This is a genomic window from Cellulomonas fimi (assembly GCF_028527925.1).
GTDB lineage: Bacteria > Actinomycetota > Actinomycetes > Actinomycetales > Cellulomonadaceae > Cellulomonas > Cellulomonas fimi_C.
Window position 1 is genome coordinate 39,438 of the sequence record NZ_JAPESW010000007.1, and the last position, 16,495, is coordinate 55,932.

Consider the following 16,495-nt stretch of genomic DNA (forward strand, 5'->3'; position numbering starts at 1 on the left):
TCCCCGTCCCTCGCACCCCCTGACAGCACCGCAGCATCCCGATCAAGGAGGATCGTCATGTCCGCACCCCTGCGCCGCCGCTGGCTCGCCCTCGCCGGCACCGCCGCAGCCCTCGCCCTCGTGGTGGGCTGCACGTCCAACACCCCGCAGGACACGTCCGGCGACAGCACAGGCGCCGCCGCCGTCCCGGGCACCGAGAACGACGAGCCGGGCGACACCGTCACCATCGGCTTCTCCGCGCCCGCCGCCGACCACGGCTGGATGGCGGCCATCACCAAGGCCGCCGTCGCGGAGGCCGGCAAGTACGAGGACGTCGAGCTCGTCCAGGCCGAGGCCACGAACGACGTGAACCTGCAGATCAGCCAGATCGAGCAGTTCATCAACGACGGCGTCGACGCGATCGTGCTGCTGCCGTTCGACGGTGCCGCGCTCACCGAGGTCGCGACGCAGGCCATGGAGGCCGGCATCGTCGTCGTCAACGTCGACCGCGAGTTCGACGACCCGAACGCCGCCCGCACGACCGTGCTCGGCGACAACTACGGCATGGGCGTCTCGGCCGGCCACTACATCTGCGAGCAGCTCGGCGGCACGGCCGGCGCCAAGGTCGCGGAGATCGCCGGCATCGACTCGCTGCCGCTCACGCAGGACCGCAGCCGCGGCTTCTCCGACGCGCTCGCCGACTGCGGGCTCGAGGTGAGCAACCGCGTGGCCGCCGACTTCACCGTCCAGGGCGGCGAGGCCGCCGCGGCGAACCTGCTGCAGGCCGCGCCCGAGCTCGACGCGATCTGGAACCACGACGACGACCAGGGCGTCGGCGTCATGGCGGCGATCGAGAACGCGGGCCGCGACGAGTTCTTCATGGTCGGCGGCGCCGGCTCGAAGAACGTCATGGACGCGATCAAGGCCGACAACTCGGTGCTCAAGGCCACGGTCATCTACCCCTCGACGCAGGCCGCCGACGGCATCAAGCTCGCGCGTCTGCTCGTGCAGCAGAAGGCGATGAGCGACCTGGTCGAGGTCGAGGTGCCGCGCACCGTCCAGCTGTACGCGCCGGTCGTGACGAAGGAGAACGTCGACCAGTACCTGCCGACGGCCTTCGAGTCCTGACCGACCCCGCGCCGGGCGGGCGATCCGCACGCCCGCCCGGCGCACCCTCGACGCAAGGAGGAACCGTGTCCGCACCCGACACGCTCCCGCGGCTCGGCATCGGCATGGTGGGGTACGCCTTCATGGGCGTGGCGCACTCGCAGGCCTGGCGCAACGCCCCGCGCTTCTTCGAGCTCCCGATGCACCCGGACCTCGCCGTCGTGGCGGGCCGGAACGCCGACGCCGTGCGCGCCGCGGCCGACCGGCTGGGCTGGCGCGACACCGAGACCGACTGGAAGGCGCTCGTCGCGCGGGACGACGTCGACCTCGTCGACGTGTGCACGCCCGGCGACACGCACGCCGAGATCGCGGTGACCGCCCTGGAGGCGGGCAAGCACGTGCTGTGCGAGAAGCCGCTCGCGAACACCGTCGCGGAGGCCGAGGCGATGGTCCGCGCGGCCGACGCGGCCCGCTCGTCCGGCGCGCTCGCCATGGTCGGCTTCACCTACCGGCGCGTCCCGGCGATCCAGCTCGCGCAGCGGCTCGTCGCCGAGGGGCGCATCGGGACCGTCCGGCACGTGCGCGCGCAGTACCTGCAGGACTGGATCGCCGACCCGCAGGCGCCGCTGTCGTGGCGCCTCGACAAGCAGAAGGCCGGGTCGGGGGCGCTCGGGGACATCGGCGCGCACGTCGTCGACCTGGCGCAGTTCATCACGGGCGAGCACCTCACCGGGGTGTCCGCGCTGCTGGAGACGTTCGTCAAGGAGCGCCCGCTCGCGGGCCAGTTCAGCGGGCTGTCGGGCAGCGGTGACGCGAGCGGCGCGACCGGCCCGGTCACCGTCGACGACGCCGCCGTCTTCCTCGCGCGGCTGTCCGGCGGCGGCCTCGCGACGTTCGAGGCGACCCGGTTCGCGTACGGCCGCAAGAACGCGATCCGTGTCGAGGTCAACGGCTCGGCCGGCTCGCTCGCGTTCGACTTCGAGGACATGAACGTCCTGCACTACTTCGACGCGCGCCAGGACGCGTGGGAGGCCGGGTTCCGGCGCATCGTCGTGACCGAGCCCGAGCACGCCTACGTCGGCGCGTGGTGGCCCGCGGGCCACGGGCTCGGGTACGAGCACGCGTTCACGCACCAGGCCGTCGACCTGGTGAACGACGTCGCCGCGCACCGCCAGCCCCGCCCGTCGTTCGCCGACGGGCTGCAGGTGCAGCGCGTGCTCGACGCCGTCGAGCGCTCGGCCGCCGACCGCAGCACCTGGACCGACATCCCCGCACCGGCCCCCGCGCCGGCAGAGACGGAGGCCTGACGATGACCCGACCCATCACGCTGTTCACCGGCCAGTGGGCCGACCTGCCGTTCGAGGAGGTCGCGCGCCTCGCCGCCGGGTGGGGCTACGACGGTCTCGAGATCGCCTGCTGGGGCGACCACCTGGACCCGTGGCGGTGGGACGACGACGCCTACGTCGACTCGCGCCGCGAGATCCTCGACCGGCACGGCCTCAAGGTCTGGGCGATCTCCAACCACCTCAAGGGCCAGGCGGTCTGCGACGACCCCATCGACCAGCGGCACCGCGACATGCTGTCCGACCGCGTGTGGGGCGACGGCGACCCCGAGGGCGTCCGGAAGCGTGCGGCGGAGGAGATGCAGCACACCGCGCGGTTCGCCGCGAAGCTCGGCGTCGACACCGTCGTCGGGTTCACCGGGTCGTCCATCTGGAAGTACGTCGCGATGTTCCCGCCCGTCTCGCAGGAGGCCGTCGACGCGGGCTACCAGGACTTCGCCGACCGCTGGAACCCGATCCTCGACGTCTTCGACGAGGTCGGCGTGCGGTTCGCGCACGAGGTGCACCCCAGCGAGATCGCGTACGACTACTGGACGACCGTGCGGACCCTCGAGGCCATCGGCCACCGCGAGGCGTTCGGCCTCAACTGGGACCCGAGCCACTTCGTCTGGCAGCAGCTCGACCCGGTCGACTTCATCCTCGAGTTCCGCGACCGGATCTACCACGTCGACTGCAAGGACGTGAAGCTCCGGCTCGGCAACGGCCGCAACGGCCGCCTGTCGTCGCACCTCGCGTGGGCCGACCCGCGGCGTGGCTGGGACTTCGTGTCGACCGGGCGCGGGGACGTGCCGTGGGAGGCGTCGTTCCGGGCGCTCAACCACATCGGGTACGACGGGCCGATCTCGGTCGAGTGGGAGGACGCGGGCATGGACCGGCTGCTCGGTGCGCCCGAGGCGCTCGAGTTCGTCCGCCGCAACGCGTTCGACCCACCCGCGGCGGCGTTCGACGCGGCGTTCAGCACACGCTGACCTCACCGCGGAGGAGTGGGAGAGGGGCCGGTCGGGTCGTCACCGGGGAGGGGGCGACCCGACCGGCGAGCCTGTGCCGGGACGCCGCCCGCGCCGGTGCCGGCGTCCGGCCGTGCGCCCTCGGCCGCGTGCCCTCGTCGGGTGCGCGGACGATACTGGGCGCATGATCTCCGTCGACCTCGCGCTCCTCCTGCGGGGGGCCGGCCTGCGCTGGCACCCCGCGTCCGGCGACCGCTTCGCCGTGATCCAGCCCGAGATGGCGGGGGAGGTGTTCACGATCTCCGAGATGACGATCGAGGCGCACCACTACCCGACGGGCACGATCCTGGGCTTCAACGGGACGACGGAGTGGGCGCTCGACTCGGTCGCGCAGGAGGACGCCGTGTGGCTCCCGCGCGAGGACCAGATGCGCGAGCTGCTCGGCGGCACGTTCCGCAGCCTCGCCCGGTCGACCGACGGCACCTACCAGGTGCTCGTCGAGCGCCCGGGCCACCCCGAGCAGGTGTTCACCGCCGACTCGGCCGAGGAGGCCTACGCGGACGCCCTGCTGTCCCTCGTGACGGCGGCGGTCGAGCGGGTGGGGTAGCGCTGCGCGCGCGTCTGCCGGGATGCCTCAACGTCTAGACTCTCGGGCATGTCCACCCTCTCTCGCGACGAGGTCGCGCGCGTGGCGGGGCTGGCCCGGATCGACCTGACGCCGGCGGAGATCGACCGCCTCGCCGGCGAGCTCGACGTGATCGTCGAGTCGGTCGCCCGCGTGAGCGAGATCGCCACGCCCGACGTGCCGGCCACCAGCCACCCCCTGCCGCTGACGAACGTGTTCCGCCCCGACGTGCCGGTCGCCCCGGTGGACCGCGACGCGGTGCTCGCCGCCGCGCCGGCGTCCGAGGACGGCAAGTTCCTGGTGCCCCAGATCCTGGGGGAGGACGCGTGAGCGCCGACCTGACGCGGCTGTCCGCCGCGGACCTCGCGGACCGGCTCGCCGCCGGGGACGTGTCGAGCGTCGAGGCCACGCAGGCGCACCTCGACCGCATCGCGGCCGTCGACGGCGCGGTGCACGCGTTCCTGCACGTCAGCGCGGACGAGGCGCTCGCGACGGCCGCCGACGTGGACGCGCGGCGATCTTCCGGCGAGGAGCTGCACGCGCTCGCGGGCGTGCCGATCGCGGTCAAGGACGTCGTGGTGACGAAGGGCCTGCCGACGACGGCCGGCTCGAGGATCCTCGAGGGCTGGGTGCCGCCGTACGACGCGACGCTCGTCGAGCGGATCAAGGCCGCGGGCCTGCCGATCCTCGGCAAGACGAACATGGACGAGTTCGCGATGGGCTCGTCGACCGAGCACTCGGCGTTCGGCAACACGCACAACCCGTGGGACCTCGACCGCATCCCCGGCGGCTCGGGCGGCGGTTCGGCGGCGGCGGTCGCCGCGTTCGAGGCGCCGCTCGCGATCGGCACGGACACGGGCGGCTCGATCCGCCAGCCGGGTGCCGTGACGGGCACGGTCGGCGTGAAGCCGACGTACGGGTCGGTGTCGCGCTACGGGCTCATCGCGATGGCGTCGTCGCTCGACCAGGCCGGCCCGGTGACCCGCACGGTCCTCGACTCGGCGCTGCTGCACGAGCTCATCGGCGGGCACGACCCGCTCGACTCGACGTCGATCGCGGAGCCGCTGCCGCCGCTCGTCGAGGCCGCCCGCCAGGGCGCGACCGGCGACCTGACGGGCGTGCGCGTCGGCGTGATCCGCGAGCTGCAGGGCGAGGGCTACCAGCCGGGCGTGCTCGCGCGGTTCCACGAGTCGCTCGACCTGCTGCGCGCGGCGGGTGCGGAGATCGTCGAGGTCTCCTGCCCGCACTTCGAGTACGCCCTGGGCGCGTACTACCTGATCATGCCGAGCGAGGCGTCGAGCAACCTGGCGAAGTTCGACGGCATGCGCTTCGGTCTGCGCGTCGTGCCGGAGGACAACCCGACGGCCGAGCGCGTCATGGCGGCGACGCGCGGCCAGGGCTTCGGCGACGAGGTCAAGCGCCGCATCATCCTCGGCACGTACGCGCTGTCGGCGGGCTACTACGACGCGTACTACGGCTCGGCGCAGAAGGTCCGCACGCTCATCCAGCGGGACTTCGACGCGGCCTTCGCGCAGGCGGACGTCCTGGTCTCGCCGACCGCGCCGACGACGGCGTTCAAGCTCGGCGAGAAGCTCGACGACCCGCTCGCGATGTACCTCAACGACGTCGCGACGATCCCGGCGAACCTCGCGGGCGTCCCCGGCCTCTCGCTGCCGAACGGCCTCGACGACGGCCTGCCCGTGGGCTTCCAGGTGCTCGCGCCCGCGAAGGCGGACGACCGCCTGTACCGGGTCGGCGCCGCGCTCGAGACGCTGCTGGAGAAGGAGTGGGGCGGCCCGCTGCTGGCGCAGGCCCCGGAACTGGAGACCCGATGACCACGCTCGTGGACTACGACGAGGCCGTCACGCAGTTCGACCCGGTCATCGGCATCGAGGTGCACGTCGAGCTCGGGACGCGCACCAAGATGTTCGACGGCGCGGCGGTGACGTTCGGCGCGGAGCCGAACACCGAGGTCACGCCCGTGTCGCTCGGCCTGCCCGGTGCGCTCCCCGCGGTCAACGGCACCGCGGTCGAGTACGCGATCCGCATCGGCCTCGCGCTCAACTGCTCGATCGCGGAGTCCTGCCGGTTCGCGCGGAAGAACTACTTCTACCCGGACGTCCCCAAGAACTTCCAGACGTCGCAGTACGACGAGCCCATCGCGTACGAGGGGTACGTCGACGTCGAGCTCGAGGACGGGTCGACCTTCCGCGTCGAGATCGAGCGCGCGCACATGGAGGAGGACGCGGGGAAGAACACCCACGTCGGCGGCTCGACGGGCCGCATCCACGGCGCCGAGTACTCGCTCGTCGACTACAACCGCGCGGGCATCCCCCTCGTGGAGATCGTGACGAAGCCGATCACGGGTGCGGGGGAGCGGGCGCCCGAGGTCGCGCGCGCCTACGTGCAGACCCTGCGTGACCTGTTCCGCGCGCTGGGCGTGTCCGAGGCCCGTATGGAGCGCGGCAACGTGCGGGCGGACGTCAACGTGTCGCTGCGGCCGACGCCCGAGTCGGCGCTCGGCACCCGCACCGAGACGAAGAACGTCAACTCCTTCCGCTCGATCGAGCGCGCGGTGCGCTACGAGATCTCCCGGCAGGCGGGCGTGCTCAACGACGGTGGCACGATCGTCCAGGAGACGCGGCACTGGCACGAGGACACGGGCACGACGACGTCGGGCCGCGTGAAGTCGGACGCCGAGGACTACCGCTACTTCCCGGAGCCCGACCTCGTCCCGATCGCCCCGGACCGCGCGTGGGTCGAGGAGATCCGCGCCTCTCTGCCCGAGCTGCCCGCGGCACGTCGCCGTCGCCTGCAGACGGAGTGGGGCTACGCCGACGCCGAGATGCGCGACGTCGTCAACGCCGGCGCGGTCGAGCTCATCGAGGCGACCGTCGCGGCGGGTGCGTCGCCCGCGGCCGCCCGGAAGTGGTGGATGGGCGAGCTCGCCCGCACCGCCAAGCAGCAGGAGGTCGAGCTCGAGGCGCTGCCGATCACGCCCGCGCAGATCGGCGCGCTGCAGAAGCTCGTCGACGACGGGCGGATCAACGACAAGCTCGCGCGCCAGGTGCTCGAGGGCGTCCTGGCCGGCGAGGGCGAGCCGGAGGCCGTAGTCGTCGCGCGCGGGCTCGAGGTCGTCTCCGACGACGGTCCGCTGCTCGCCGCGATCGACGACGCGCTCGCGGCCCAGCCCGACATCGCCGAGAAGATCCGGTCCGGCAACCTCGGCCCGGTCGGCGCGATCATCGGCGCCGTCATGAAGGCCACGCGCGGCCAGGCCGACGCCGGGCGCGTGCGCGAGCTCGTGCTGGAGCGCGTGCAGGGCTGAGCACCACGACGTCCGCGGGGCCGGTCCGGTGCACACCGGGTCCGGCCCCGCGGCGCGTGCGGGCCGCGTCCCCGCGGGGCGGTGCGACCGGCGCGGGGCGACGTCGTGCGGCACCATGCGGCGGCGCGCTGCAACACGGGGGTCACACGGCCTCCCTACGATGCGAGAGACGCGCCGGGACGCCCGGCGCAGACGGGAGACGACCGGGCGATGGAGAAGCCGACGCTGCAGGGCGAGATGATCGTGCTCCGGCCGATCCGCGCGGACGACTCCGACGCGATGTGGGACATGCTGGCCGACCCCGAGGGCAACCGGCTGACGGGCACCACCGCGACGTTCACGCGCGAGCAGGTCGACGCGTGGGCCGCGAGCCGTGCGACGGCCGAGGGGCGCTACGACTTCGCCGTCACCGCCAACGGCAGCGACGAGTTCCTGGGCGAGATCGTGCTCAACGACATCGACGACGTCGTCCGCAGCGCGAACCTGCGGCTGTCCATGCGGCCCGCCTACCGGGGCCGGGGCTACGGGACCGAGGGCATCCAGCTGGTCCTCGGCTTCGCGTTCGACGGGCTCGGGCTGCACCGCGTCGAGCTCGACGTCCTCAGCATCAACGCCCGCGCGAAGTCGCTGTACGAGAACATCGGCTTCCGCGTCGAGGGGCGGCGTCGTGACGCGTACCGCGACGGCGACGGCTGGTGCGACGCGATCGTCATGTCGATCCTCGAGGACGAGTACCGCGCGACGCAGATCGCGCCCTGACCCGGCTTCAGGGCGCGGTCAGCGCGGCAGGTAGCGCTCGACGGCCGCGAGGTACGCCTCGCCGTCGAAGTCGCGCGCGACGGTCGACTGGATGACGTAGCCCTGGACGGCGGCGAGCAGCAGCGGGACCTGCTCGGTGCCGAGCGCGTCGGCCTCGTCGGGCGGGACGCCGTGCGTCCGCTGGTGCCACAGCGACACGTATCCGCGCAGCGCCGCGGCGAGCCGGTCGACGGTGCCCACGGCGAGGTCCGCGATGTCGGGGTCGGTGACGGCCTCGCCCCAGAGCTGCAGGAGCACGGCGGGGTCGCCGACCTCGCGCCGGATCGCCTCGACGAGGACGCGGACGACGCCGGGCGGGGGAGTCATGGGTGTCGCGCTCGCGAGCGCCTCGATGTCGCCGAGCCGCGCGCCGACGATGCGCGACGCGACGCCGACGACGAGCGCGCTCTTGCTCGGGTAGTGGCCGTAGATGGCGCCGGCGGACAGGCCGGACTCGGCGATGATGTCGGCCATCGACGTCGCCTGGAAGCCGGTGCGGCGGAATGCGCGCAGGGCGGCGTCCGCGATCTCGTCGCGGCGGGCGGCGCGGTACTCCTCGGTCACCTTGGGCACGCCCGAGCATAAAAACGAACGAACGTTCTTGACAAGGCGGACGGACGGGGTCCAGGCTCAACAACGAACGAACATTCGTTTTTGAGGAGCCCACCATGTCCCGCACCGGCCCCACCCCGCACACCCCGTGGGGGCACGTCGCCGCCGTCGGCGCCGCGCTCGCCGCCGTCCTCACCGTCGTCGCGCTCGCCTTCCTCTGGCCGTCGGTCACCGCCGAGCCGCACGACCTCCCCGTCGCGGTCGCCGGCCCGCCGGCCGCGGCCGAGCCGTTCGCGCAGGGGGTCGAGGCCCAGGCGCCCGGCGTCTTCGACGTCGTCCCCGCCGCCGACCGCGCCGCCGCCGTCGAGCTGATCGAGACCCGCGAGGTCTACGGCGCCGTCGTGCTCGGGGCGCAGCCCGAGGTGCTCACCGCCTCCGCCGCCAGCCCGATGGTCGCCCAGCAGCTCGCGACGCTCGCGCCCACCCTCCAGGCGCAGCTCGCCGCCGCGACCGGCGAGGCCGTCACCGTCGGCGTCACCGACGTCGTGCCCCTCGGTGCGGGCGACCCGCGCGGCATCGTCCTCGGCGCCGCGACGTTCCCCCTCGTGCTCGGCGGCATGATCGGCGGCATCGGGATCGCGCTCACGGTCGTCGGCGCCCGTCGCCGCGTCGCGGCCGTGCTCGGGTACGCCGCGCTCGGTGGCCTCGCGACCACCGCGGTCCTCCAGACCTGGTGGCACGCGCTCGGCGGCTCGTTCTGGGTGACCAGCGGCGTCGTCGCCCTCACGATCCTCGCCATCGCGTCCGTCGTCGTCGGGTTCACGTCGCTCGTCGGCCGGCGCGGGCTCGCGATCGGACCGGTGCTGTTCCTGCTCGTCGCGAACCCGATCGCGGCCGCGGCGATGCCGTGGCAGATGCTCCCCGCGCCGTGGGGTGCGATCGGCCAGTGGCTGCCGCCCGGTGCCGGCGCGACGCTGCTGCGCGACACCTCCTACTTCCCGGCCGCGGACACGTCTGCCCTGTGGCTCACGCTGACCGCGTGGGCGGTGCTCGGACTGAGCCTCGCGCTGCTCGGCCACCTCCGTGACGCGGGCGCCGCGACCCGAGCGGCCGTGGCCGAGGCCGAGGCCGACGCTGCCTCCGTCGACGGGGACCGCGCCCCGCAGGTCGTGCCCGCCTAGCGAGGGCCCCGCGGGCCCCCTGCCCCGGGAAAAGCCGCTGCTTCGTCGTCGTGCGCCGTCCTACCGTCGGGCGGTGCACGACGACGAGCTGACCATCACCGTCGACCAGGTCCGTGCGCTCGTCGCGGACCAGCACCCGCACTGGCGCGACCTGCCCGTGCACGCCCTCCCGCACCGCGGCACCGACCACGCGCTGTTCCGGCTCGGGGAGACGCTCGCGGTCCGGATGCCGCGCATCGCGTGGGCGCGTGAGTCCGTCGACCGCGAGCACGCGTCGACCGAGCGGCTCGCCGCGCTCGCCGAGGTCGAGGCACCCGTGCCCGTCGCGGCCGGTCGGCCGGGGCACGGCTACCCGTGGCGGTGGTCGGTGGTCCGGTGGGTCGCCGGGGAGACGCCGTCGCAGCCCACCCCTGACCTCGCGCTCGACCTGGCCCGCGTCGTCCGGCGCCTGCGGGCGCTCGACCTGCCGGGGCGACGCAACGAGCGTCGGGGGCACCCGCTCGGCGACCTCACCGACCAGGTCGCCGCCGACGCCGAGGCCGTCCGCGACGAGGTCCCCGTCGACCTCGTCCTGCACGCATGGCAGGAGTCGTGCGCCGCCGACCCGTGGGACGGGCGCGGCGTCTGGCTGCACGGCGACCTGGCGCCCGGCAACCTCGTCGTGCGGGACGGGCGGCTGGTCGGGCTGCTCGACTGGGGCGGGGCCGGGCTCGGCGACCCGGCCGGCGACCTCGGACCCGCGTGGAACTTCTTCGACGCGCCGTCCCGGGCGGCATTCCGGGCCGCGCTCGGCGACGACGACGCGACGTGGCTCCGCGGACGCGGCTGGGCGCTGCGGCAGGCGCTGCTGCAGCTCCCGTACTACCGGACGCGGTACGTGCCGCTCGCCGACCACGCCCGTGCGACGATCCGCGCGGTGCTCCAGGACGCCGACCTCACGGCGTGAGGCGGAGAGGCGGGGCGACGGGCTTCCGACGTCACCGGGCCGGCCCCGGGTCGGTCGGGCAGCATGGGGCCATGTCGCCGACGTCCGACGCACCCCCGGACTTCTACGGCGCTCTCATCGAGTCGACCGTGCGCGTCGTCACGTGGAACGTGTGGGGCCGGTACGGCGACTGGGAGGCGCGCGAGGCGGCAGTGGTCGCGACGCTCGCGGGGGCGCGACCCGACGTCGTCGTCCTCGCCGAGTCGTGGGCCACGGCGACCGACAGCCAGTGCGCGCGGCTGGCCGGTCCGCTGGGGCTTCCGCACCACACGTTCAGCGGGGTGCCCGCGCAGGAGGACGACGCGGCGCTGTCCGGCGTCGCGGTCCTCTCGCGGTGGCCGATGACCCGGCGCGCGAGCCGCACCTGCGGCGCGGCGCGCGTCGAGGAGGTCGAGCTGTCCGGACCGCGCGGCCCCCTCCAGGTCTGCGGCGTCGTGCTGGACGCCTGGTGGCTCGACGAGAGCGCAGCGCGGCAGGCGGCGGTGCGCGACCTGCTCACGCACCTGGCCCGGACGGCGGACGAGTCCGTCCCGCTGGTCGTGTGCGGCGACTTCAACTGCGACGCGGACAGCGACGAGATCCGCATGCTCACCGGCCGCACGGCCGTGCCGGTCCCGGGTCTGTCGTTCTACGACGCGTGGGAGGTCGCAGGCGCGCGGGACGGCCCGGACCCGTCGGGCGCGACGTGGTCGAACGCCAACCCGCACGCCGCCACGCTCCTGTGGCCGGACCGCCGCATCGACTACGTGTTCTCCGCGACCCGGCGACGCGGGGGTGCCGGTCACCCGGTGCGTGCGCGCCTGCTCGGCACCGACCCGGTCGCGGGGACGTACCCGTCGGACCACCGGGCGGTCCAGGCCGACCTCCGGTACTGACGCCACCCGTCGCCGAGCCGTCCGCGTGCGCGGGTCAGCGCATCCGGCCGAACGCCTCGAGGGCGACCTCGCGCTCGGCGGCGTGGTCGACGACCCGGGCCGGGTAGTCGGGCGCCGCGGCGGACGGGAGACGCCAGGGCTCGTGCACCGCGGCACCGGGGACGTCGCGCAGCTCGGGCACCCACTGCCGCACGTAGCGGCCGTCGGGGTCGAACTTCTTGCCCTGCAGCACCGGGTTGAAGACGCGGAAGTACGGCGCCGCGTCCCGGCCGGTCCCCGCGACCCACTGCCAGTTGAGCTGGTTCTGCGGCACGTCGCCGTCGACGAGCCACGCGAGGAAGTGCGCCGCGCCGCGCTGCCACGGCAGGTGCAGGTCCTTGACCAGGAACGACGCGGTCACCATGCGCACGCGGTTGTGCATCCAGCCGATCGCACGGAGCTGGCGCATCCCGGCGTCGACGAGCGGGTAGCCGGTGCGCCCCTCGCGCCACGCGTCGAACAGCGCGTCGGCCGCCGGGCCGCTCGCCCACGCGTCGTCCGGCACCACGTCCCGCAGGGACGTACGCGCGGCGTCGGGCCGGTGCCACAGCACATCGGCGTGGAACTCGCGCCAGGCGAGCTCCGAGCGGTACGACCCGACGGCCGCCGACCCGCCCGTGAGGTCCGCGAGCAGGGTGCGCGGGTGCAGCTCGCCGTACTTGAGCGGGACGGACATCGTCGACGTGCCGTCGAGGTCGGGGCGGTCGCGGTCCGTCGGGTAGGTCGCGAGGTCGTCCGCGACGAACTCGGCCCACCGGTGCCGGGCCGCGGCCTCACCCGCCGGCGGCAGGTCGACGTCCGTGTCGGGCGGGGTCGGCGGCCCGTCGGACGGCAGCGTCGCCCACGGCACCGAGCGCGGTCGCGGCGCGGGTGCCGACCAGCCGTGGTCGAGCCACGCCCGGCGGAACGGCGTGAACACCTCGAAGGGCGTGCCCTTGCCCGTGCGCAGCCGTCCGGGCGCGACCGCGTACGGCGAGCCCGTCGGGACGAGCGGCACGTCGCCGAGCGCGCGCTCGACGGCCTCGTCGCGCCGGCGGCCGAAGGGCTCGGTCGCGGCGGTCACGTGCACCGCGGACGCCTCGACCTCACGGGCGACCGCCGGCACGACGTCGGCGGGCCGGCCGCGCCGGACGACCAGCCGCCCGTCGGTCGCCTCGTCGAGCGCGCGCAGCGACCGGGCCAGGTACGCGAGACGCGGAGCGCCGGCCGCCGACCACAGGGCCGGGTCGACCACGAACAGGGCCACGACCTCGTCGTCCGCACCGCGTGCGGCCTCGACCGCGGCGACGAGCGACGGGTTGTCCGCGAGCCGCAGGTCGCGGCGGAACCAGTGGATCGTGGGCACCCGGCGACGGTAACGGCGGCCGACCCCGGAGGCGACCGCTGGTGCGGTCGGTCCGACGGCGGTTCCATGAACCATGAGCGAGCAGACGGAGCCGTCCGGCGCGAGCGCGCTGCGCAAGCCGTCCGAGGAGCCGCACCGCCCGGAGGTGCCGCGGGACCGCGCGTTCTTCGGCCACCCGATGGGCCTGTTCACGCTCTTCAACACCGAGCTGTGGGAGCGGTTCAGCTACTACGGCATGCGCGCGATCCTGCTGTTCTACCTGACGGACTCGGTCGCGAACGGCGGGCTCGGCCTCGACGACACGCTCGGCGCCGCGATGGTCGCCGCGTACGGGACGGGCGTCTACCTGCTGTCCGTCGTCGGCGGCTGGCTCGCCGACCGCGTGATCGGTGCGCGCCGGTCCGTCCTGTACGGCGGCATCGTCATCGCGGCCGGCCACGTCGCGCTCACGATCCCGTCGGCCGGGTTCTCCTACCTGGGCATCGGGCTCGTCGCGCTCGGCACGGGGCTGCTCAAGCCCAACGTGTCGAGCATGGTCGGCGAGCTGTACGGCCGGGAGGACCCGCGGCGCGACTCCGCGTTCTCGATCTTCTACATGGGCATCAACATCGGGTCGCTCGCGGCGCCGCTCGTCGTCGGCCTGGCCCGGTCGATCGGCGGGTACCACGCCGGGTTCGCCGTCGCGGCCGTCGGCATGGGCATCGCGCTCGTGTTCTTCGTGCTCGGGCACCGGCTGCTCGGCGGTGCGGGCGAGGTCGCCCCGAACCCGCTGACCCCCGCCGACCGTCCGGCCGTCACGCGCATGGTGCTCGTGGTGGTCCTGGGCGTCCTCGTCGCGGTCGCGGTCGCCTGGGTCGTCAGCGGCGGCTTCGGCCCGGCGACGTTCGTCGACGCGCTGTCCTACCTGGCCCTCGTGGCACCGGTCGCGACGCTCTGGGTCATGTTCCGCTCGCCCAAGGTGACCGACCACGAACGGTCCCGGCTGCGCGCCTACGTCCCGCTGTTCGTCGCCGCGACGCTGTTCTGGATGATCTTCGAGCAGGCCGCGAGCACGCTCGCGCAGTACGCCGAGAGCCGCACCGACCTCGAGGTCCTGGGCACGACGCTCTCGCCCGAGCTGTTCCAGTCGATCAACCCCGCGCTCATCATCCTCCTGGCGCCCGTCTTCGCGTGGCTCTGGGTCAGGCTCGACGACCGGCCGCCCACCGCGGTGAAGTTCGCGATCGGGCTGACGTTCGCCGCGCTGAGCTTCGTGTTCCTCGCCGGCATGTCCGCGGTGTTCGCGGACACGAAGTCGCCGCCGTGGGTGCTCGGCGGCGTCTACCTGCTGCAGACGATCGGCGAGCTGTGCCTGTCACCCGTCGGCCTCGCCGCGACGACCCTGCTCGCGCCGAGGGCGTTCCGCGGGCAGGCCATGGCGCTGTGGTTCCTCGCGCCGGCGGCGGGCAACGCGATCACCGCGCAGCTCGTGCAGGCCACCGAGGGTGCGAGCGACACCGCCTACTTCGGCGGCATCGGCCTGGTCGCGCTCGTCTTCGCCGGCGCGATGTTCGCGATCGCCCCGTGGGTGACCCGCCACATCCGCGCGGGCGCCGAGTCGGAGGCCGAGGCGGCGCTCCAGCACTGACCGGCCCGCGCCCGGCTCCCTCCGCCGCTGGCGACCCCGCACTGAGGCCCGCGAGGGGTCCCCGGGCGGGCGCCAGGACGGGGTCGTGCGCGTCGTCCGCCGGTGGGAGGGTGGCCGCATGGGTGGAACCGAGAAGCTCCCGCACTCCGTCGTCACCGACGCCGTCGACGCGCGGCACTGGCGCGTCCTGCTCGGTCGGCTCCGCGCGACGTTCCGCACCGACGACTTCGCGCAGGGTGCGGCGTTCGTCGCCCGGGTCGCGGAGGCCGCCGACGCCGCGAACCACCACCCCGACGTGCTGCTGCGCTGGGGGCAGGTCACCGTCACGACGTCGAGCCACGACGTGGCCGGCCTGACGCAGCGTGACGTGGACCTCGCGGCGACGGTCACCGCGCTCGCGGACGAGCTGGGCCTGACCGGGGACGTGCCGCGCAGCGAGCTGCTCGAGGTCGCGATCGACGCGCTCGACATCCCCGCGGTCCGCCCCTTCTGGAAGGCCGTCCTGGCCTACGAGGACGAGCCCGGCGACGACGGGAACGGCCTCGTCGACCCCGCGGGCGAGGGCCCTGCGTTCTGGTTCCAGCAGATGGACGAGCCGCGGCCGCAGCGCAACCGCATCCACCTCGACGTCACCGTGCCGCACGACCAGGCGCAGGCGCGCGTCGAGGCGGCGGTCGCGGCCGGCGGGCGGCTGCTCGCGGACACCCGTGCGCCCGCGTTCTGGGTGCTCGCCGACCCCGAGGGCAACGAGGCGTGCGTCTGCACGTGGCAGGCGCGGCCGTCGTCCTGACCGGTGGCGCGGGACGCGGCGCGAGGACCGCGGGCGTCGCCCGCCGCGGGCCGTCGCCGGACCCGACCGACCGTGCGTGCTCGACCACGACCGGCCGGCGGTGGCCGCGTCCTAGGATCGCTGGGCGGCCGCCGAGCCGCCGGAGCGCACGGTCCCCGTCGGGGCGTGCCTGCCCGGCCCCGGGGACCGTGGACCTCGTCGGCTCGGCCGACGCGACGACGACGACGCGGGAGTGAGGGCCGATGCGGCTGGAGATCGCCGTGCAGGACGTGGCCGGTGCGACGACGGCGGCCCGGCTCGGTGCCGACCGGCTGGAGCTGTGCGCGGCGCTCGCGGCGACGGGCGGGCTCACGCCGAGCCGCGGTCTCCTCGAGGCGACGCTCGACGCCGTGCCGACGGAGGTCGGCGTGCACGTCCTCGTGCGGCCGCGCGCGGGCGGGTTCGTCTACGACGCCGACGAGCTCGACGTCCAGGTGCGCGACGTCCGGGCGGCCGTCGCGGCGGGCGCCGCGGGCGCGGTCGTCGGCACGCTCACGCCCGACGGCGGGATCGACGTCGACGCGCTCCGGAGGCTCGTCGACGCCGCCGACGGACGCGAGACGACGTTCCACCGCGCGCTCGACACCGTCCCGGACCTCGCGCGCGCGATCGACGACCTCGCGCGCGCCGGGGTCACGCGCGTCCTCACCTCGGGCGGTGCGGCCCGGTCGATCGACGGCACGACGAGGCTCGCGGAGACGGTCGGGTGGTCGGCGGGCCGGGTCGAGGTCATGGCCGGCGGGGGAGTCCGGCCCGACGACATCCCGGCGCTCGTCGCGACGCGTGTGGACGCGGTGCACCTGTCCGCGAGCCGGGTGGTCGCGAGCACGGGCGGTCCCGGCGGCGGCGCGGGTGGGTACACGACGACGGACCCCGAGGTGGTCGCCGCCGCGGCGGCCGCGCTCGGCCGCGGCGTGCGCGTGCGCTGAGTGCCC

16 protein-coding genes are annotated in these 16,495 nt (G+C 74.5%); 14 read left to right on the plus strand and 2 right to left on the minus strand.

Going from position 1 to position 16,495, the window contains the following annotated elements:
• The first annotated feature begins 57 nt into the window (after positions 1-57).
• From OMK64_RS05165 to OMK64_RS05200, 8 genes are all read left to right on the plus strand, one after another.
• Positions 58-1,107 (plus strand): substrate-binding domain-containing protein, encoded by a 1,050-nt coding sequence (locus OMK64_RS05165; protein WP_272727013.1) that lies wholly within the window; start codon positions 58-60, stop codon positions 1,105-1,107.
• A 104-nt stretch (positions 1,108-1,211) separates the two neighbouring features.
• Positions 1,212-2,393, plus strand: coding sequence for a Gfo/Idh/MocA family protein (locus tag OMK64_RS05170; protein WP_272727095.1), 1,182 nt, complete (start codon positions 1,212-1,214; stop codon positions 2,391-2,393).
• Between the two features lie 2 nt (positions 2,394-2,395).
• Complete coding sequence (locus OMK64_RS05175) at positions 2,396-3,397, plus strand: sugar phosphate isomerase/epimerase family protein (RefSeq protein WP_272727014.1); 1,002 nt, start codon at positions 2,396-2,398, stop codon at positions 3,395-3,397.
• 163 nt (positions 3,398-3,560) lie between these two features.
• Positions 3,561-3,983 carry a pilus assembly protein CpaE gene (locus OMK64_RS05180; protein ID WP_272727015.1) on the plus strand — a complete coding sequence of 141 codons (423 nt, stop codon included), beginning with the start codon at positions 3,561-3,563 and terminating at the stop codon, positions 3,981-3,983.
• A gap of 48 nt (positions 3,984-4,031) precedes the next feature.
• The gene (gene gatC, locus OMK64_RS05185) at positions 4,032-4,331 is read left to right on the plus strand and encodes an Asp-tRNA(Asn)/Glu-tRNA(Gln) amidotransferase subunit GatC (protein WP_124343015.1); all 300 of its coding nucleotides are present in this window, start codon (positions 4,032-4,034) and stop codon (positions 4,329-4,331) included.
• Positions 4,328-5,836, plus strand: a complete 1,509-nt coding sequence (gatA, locus tag OMK64_RS05190; protein ID WP_272727016.1) for an Asp-tRNA(Asn)/Glu-tRNA(Gln) amidotransferase subunit GatA — start codon at positions 4,328-4,330, stop codon at positions 5,834-5,836. Before gatC ends, gatA begins: the two co-directional genes overlap by 4 nt.
• Entirely contained in the window at positions 5,833-7,329 is a 1,497-nt protein-coding gene (gatB, locus tag OMK64_RS05195; RefSeq protein WP_272727017.1) for an Asp-tRNA(Asn)/Glu-tRNA(Gln) amidotransferase subunit GatB, read from the plus strand. The genes gatA and gatB overlap by 4 nt, the downstream gene beginning before the upstream one ends.
• Positions 7,330-7,539: 210 nt before the next feature.
• Positions 7,540-8,088, plus strand: a complete 549-nt coding sequence (locus OMK64_RS05200) for a GNAT family N-acetyltransferase (RefSeq protein ID WP_272727018.1) — start codon at positions 7,540-7,542, stop codon at positions 8,086-8,088.
• Positions 8,089-8,106: 18 nt separating this feature from the next.
• On the opposite strand, the gene OMK64_RS05205 is transcribed toward OMK64_RS05200, so the two are convergent.
• Positions 8,107-8,700, minus strand: a complete 594-nt coding sequence (locus tag OMK64_RS05205) for a TetR/AcrR family transcriptional regulator (RefSeq protein ID WP_272727019.1) — start codon at positions 8,698-8,700, stop codon at positions 8,107-8,109.
• Between the two features lie 95 nt (positions 8,701-8,795).
• Here OMK64_RS05205 and OMK64_RS05210 point away from each other — a divergent pair, with 95 nt between their 5' ends.
• The 3 genes from OMK64_RS05210 to OMK64_RS05220 all read left to right on the plus strand — a co-directional run bounded on the left by OMK64_RS05210 (position 8,796) and on the right by OMK64_RS05220 (position 11,720).
• Complete coding sequence (locus OMK64_RS05210) at positions 8,796-9,860, plus strand: ABC transporter permease (protein ID WP_272727020.1); 1,065 nt, start codon at positions 8,796-8,798, stop codon at positions 9,858-9,860.
• 73 nt (positions 9,861-9,933) lie between these two features.
• Positions 9,934-10,806, plus strand: a complete 873-nt coding sequence (locus OMK64_RS05215; protein WP_272727021.1) for an aminoglycoside phosphotransferase family protein — start codon at positions 9,934-9,936, stop codon at positions 10,804-10,806.
• Between the two features lie 71 nt (positions 10,807-10,877).
• The gene (locus tag OMK64_RS05220; protein ID WP_272727022.1) at positions 10,878-11,720 is read left to right on the plus strand and encodes an endonuclease/exonuclease/phosphatase family protein; all 843 of its coding nucleotides are present in this window, start codon (positions 10,878-10,880) and stop codon (positions 11,718-11,720) included.
• A 34-nt stretch (positions 11,721-11,754) separates the two neighbouring features.
• Here OMK64_RS05220 and OMK64_RS05225 read toward each other — a convergent pair whose 3' ends face one another.
• Complete coding sequence (locus OMK64_RS05225; RefSeq protein ID WP_272727023.1) at positions 11,755-13,104, minus strand: cryptochrome/photolyase family protein; 1,350 nt, start codon at positions 13,102-13,104, stop codon at positions 11,755-11,757.
• Between the two features lie 73 nt (positions 13,105-13,177).
• On the opposite strand from OMK64_RS05225, the gene OMK64_RS05230 reads away from it, so the two are divergent.
• The 3 genes from OMK64_RS05230 (at position 13,178) to OMK64_RS05240 (ending at position 16,489) form a co-directional block, all read left to right on the plus strand.
• Positions 13,178-14,731: a peptide MFS transporter gene (locus OMK64_RS05230; protein WP_272727024.1), complete on the plus strand. Its 1,554-nt coding sequence runs from the start codon at positions 13,178-13,180 to the stop codon at positions 14,729-14,731.
• A gap of 118 nt (positions 14,732-14,849) precedes the next feature.
• The gene (locus OMK64_RS05235; protein ID WP_272727025.1) at positions 14,850-15,521 is read left to right on the plus strand and encodes a 4a-hydroxytetrahydrobiopterin dehydratase; all 672 of its coding nucleotides are present in this window, start codon (positions 14,850-14,852) and stop codon (positions 15,519-15,521) included.
• A 242-nt stretch (positions 15,522-15,763) separates the two neighbouring features.
• Positions 15,764-16,489, plus strand: coding sequence for a copper homeostasis protein CutC (locus OMK64_RS05240; RefSeq protein WP_272727026.1), 726 nt, complete (start codon positions 15,764-15,766; stop codon positions 16,487-16,489).
• The last annotated feature ends 6 nt before the right edge of the window (positions 16,490-16,495 follow it).

Coding starts and splice junctions, on each gene's coding strand:
- OMK64_RS05180 (WP_272727015.1), top strand. CDS start 3,561: ATGATCTCCGTCGACCTCGCGCTCCTCCTGCGGGGGGCCGGCCTGCGC.
- gatC (WP_124343015.1), top strand. CDS start 4,032: ATGTCCACCCTCTCTCGCGACGAGGTCGCGCGCGTGGCGGGGCTGGCC.
- OMK64_RS05170 (WP_272727095.1), top strand. CDS start 1,212: ATGGTGGGGTACGCCTTCATGGGCGTGGCGCACTCGCAGGCCTGGCGC.
- OMK64_RS05235 (WP_272727025.1), top strand. CDS start 14,850: ATGGGTGGAACCGAGAAGCTCCCGCACTCCGTCGTCACCGACGCCGTC.
- OMK64_RS05220 (WP_272727022.1), top strand. CDS start 10,878: ATGTCGCCGACGTCCGACGCACCCCCGGACTTCTACGGCGCTCTCATC.
- OMK64_RS05240 (WP_272727026.1), top strand. CDS start 15,764: ATGCGGCTGGAGATCGCCGTGCAGGACGTGGCCGGTGCGACGACGGCG.
- OMK64_RS05200 (WP_272727018.1), top strand. CDS start 7,540: ATGGAGAAGCCGACGCTGCAGGGCGAGATGATCGTGCTCCGGCCGATC.
- gatB (WP_272727017.1), top strand. CDS start 5,833: ATGACCACGCTCGTGGACTACGACGAGGCCGTCACGCAGTTCGACCCG.
- OMK64_RS05165 (WP_272727013.1), top strand. CDS start 58: ATGTCCGCACCCCTGCGCCGCCGCTGGCTCGCCCTCGCCGGCACCGCC.
- OMK64_RS05175 (WP_272727014.1), top strand. CDS start 2,396: ATGACCCGACCCATCACGCTGTTCACCGGCCAGTGGGCCGACCTGCCG.
- OMK64_RS05230 (WP_272727024.1), top strand. CDS start 13,178: ATGAGCGAGCAGACGGAGCCGTCCGGCGCGAGCGCGCTGCGCAAGCCG.
- OMK64_RS05210 (WP_272727020.1), top strand. CDS start 8,796: ATGTCCCGCACCGGCCCCACCCCGCACACCCCGTGGGGGCACGTCGCC.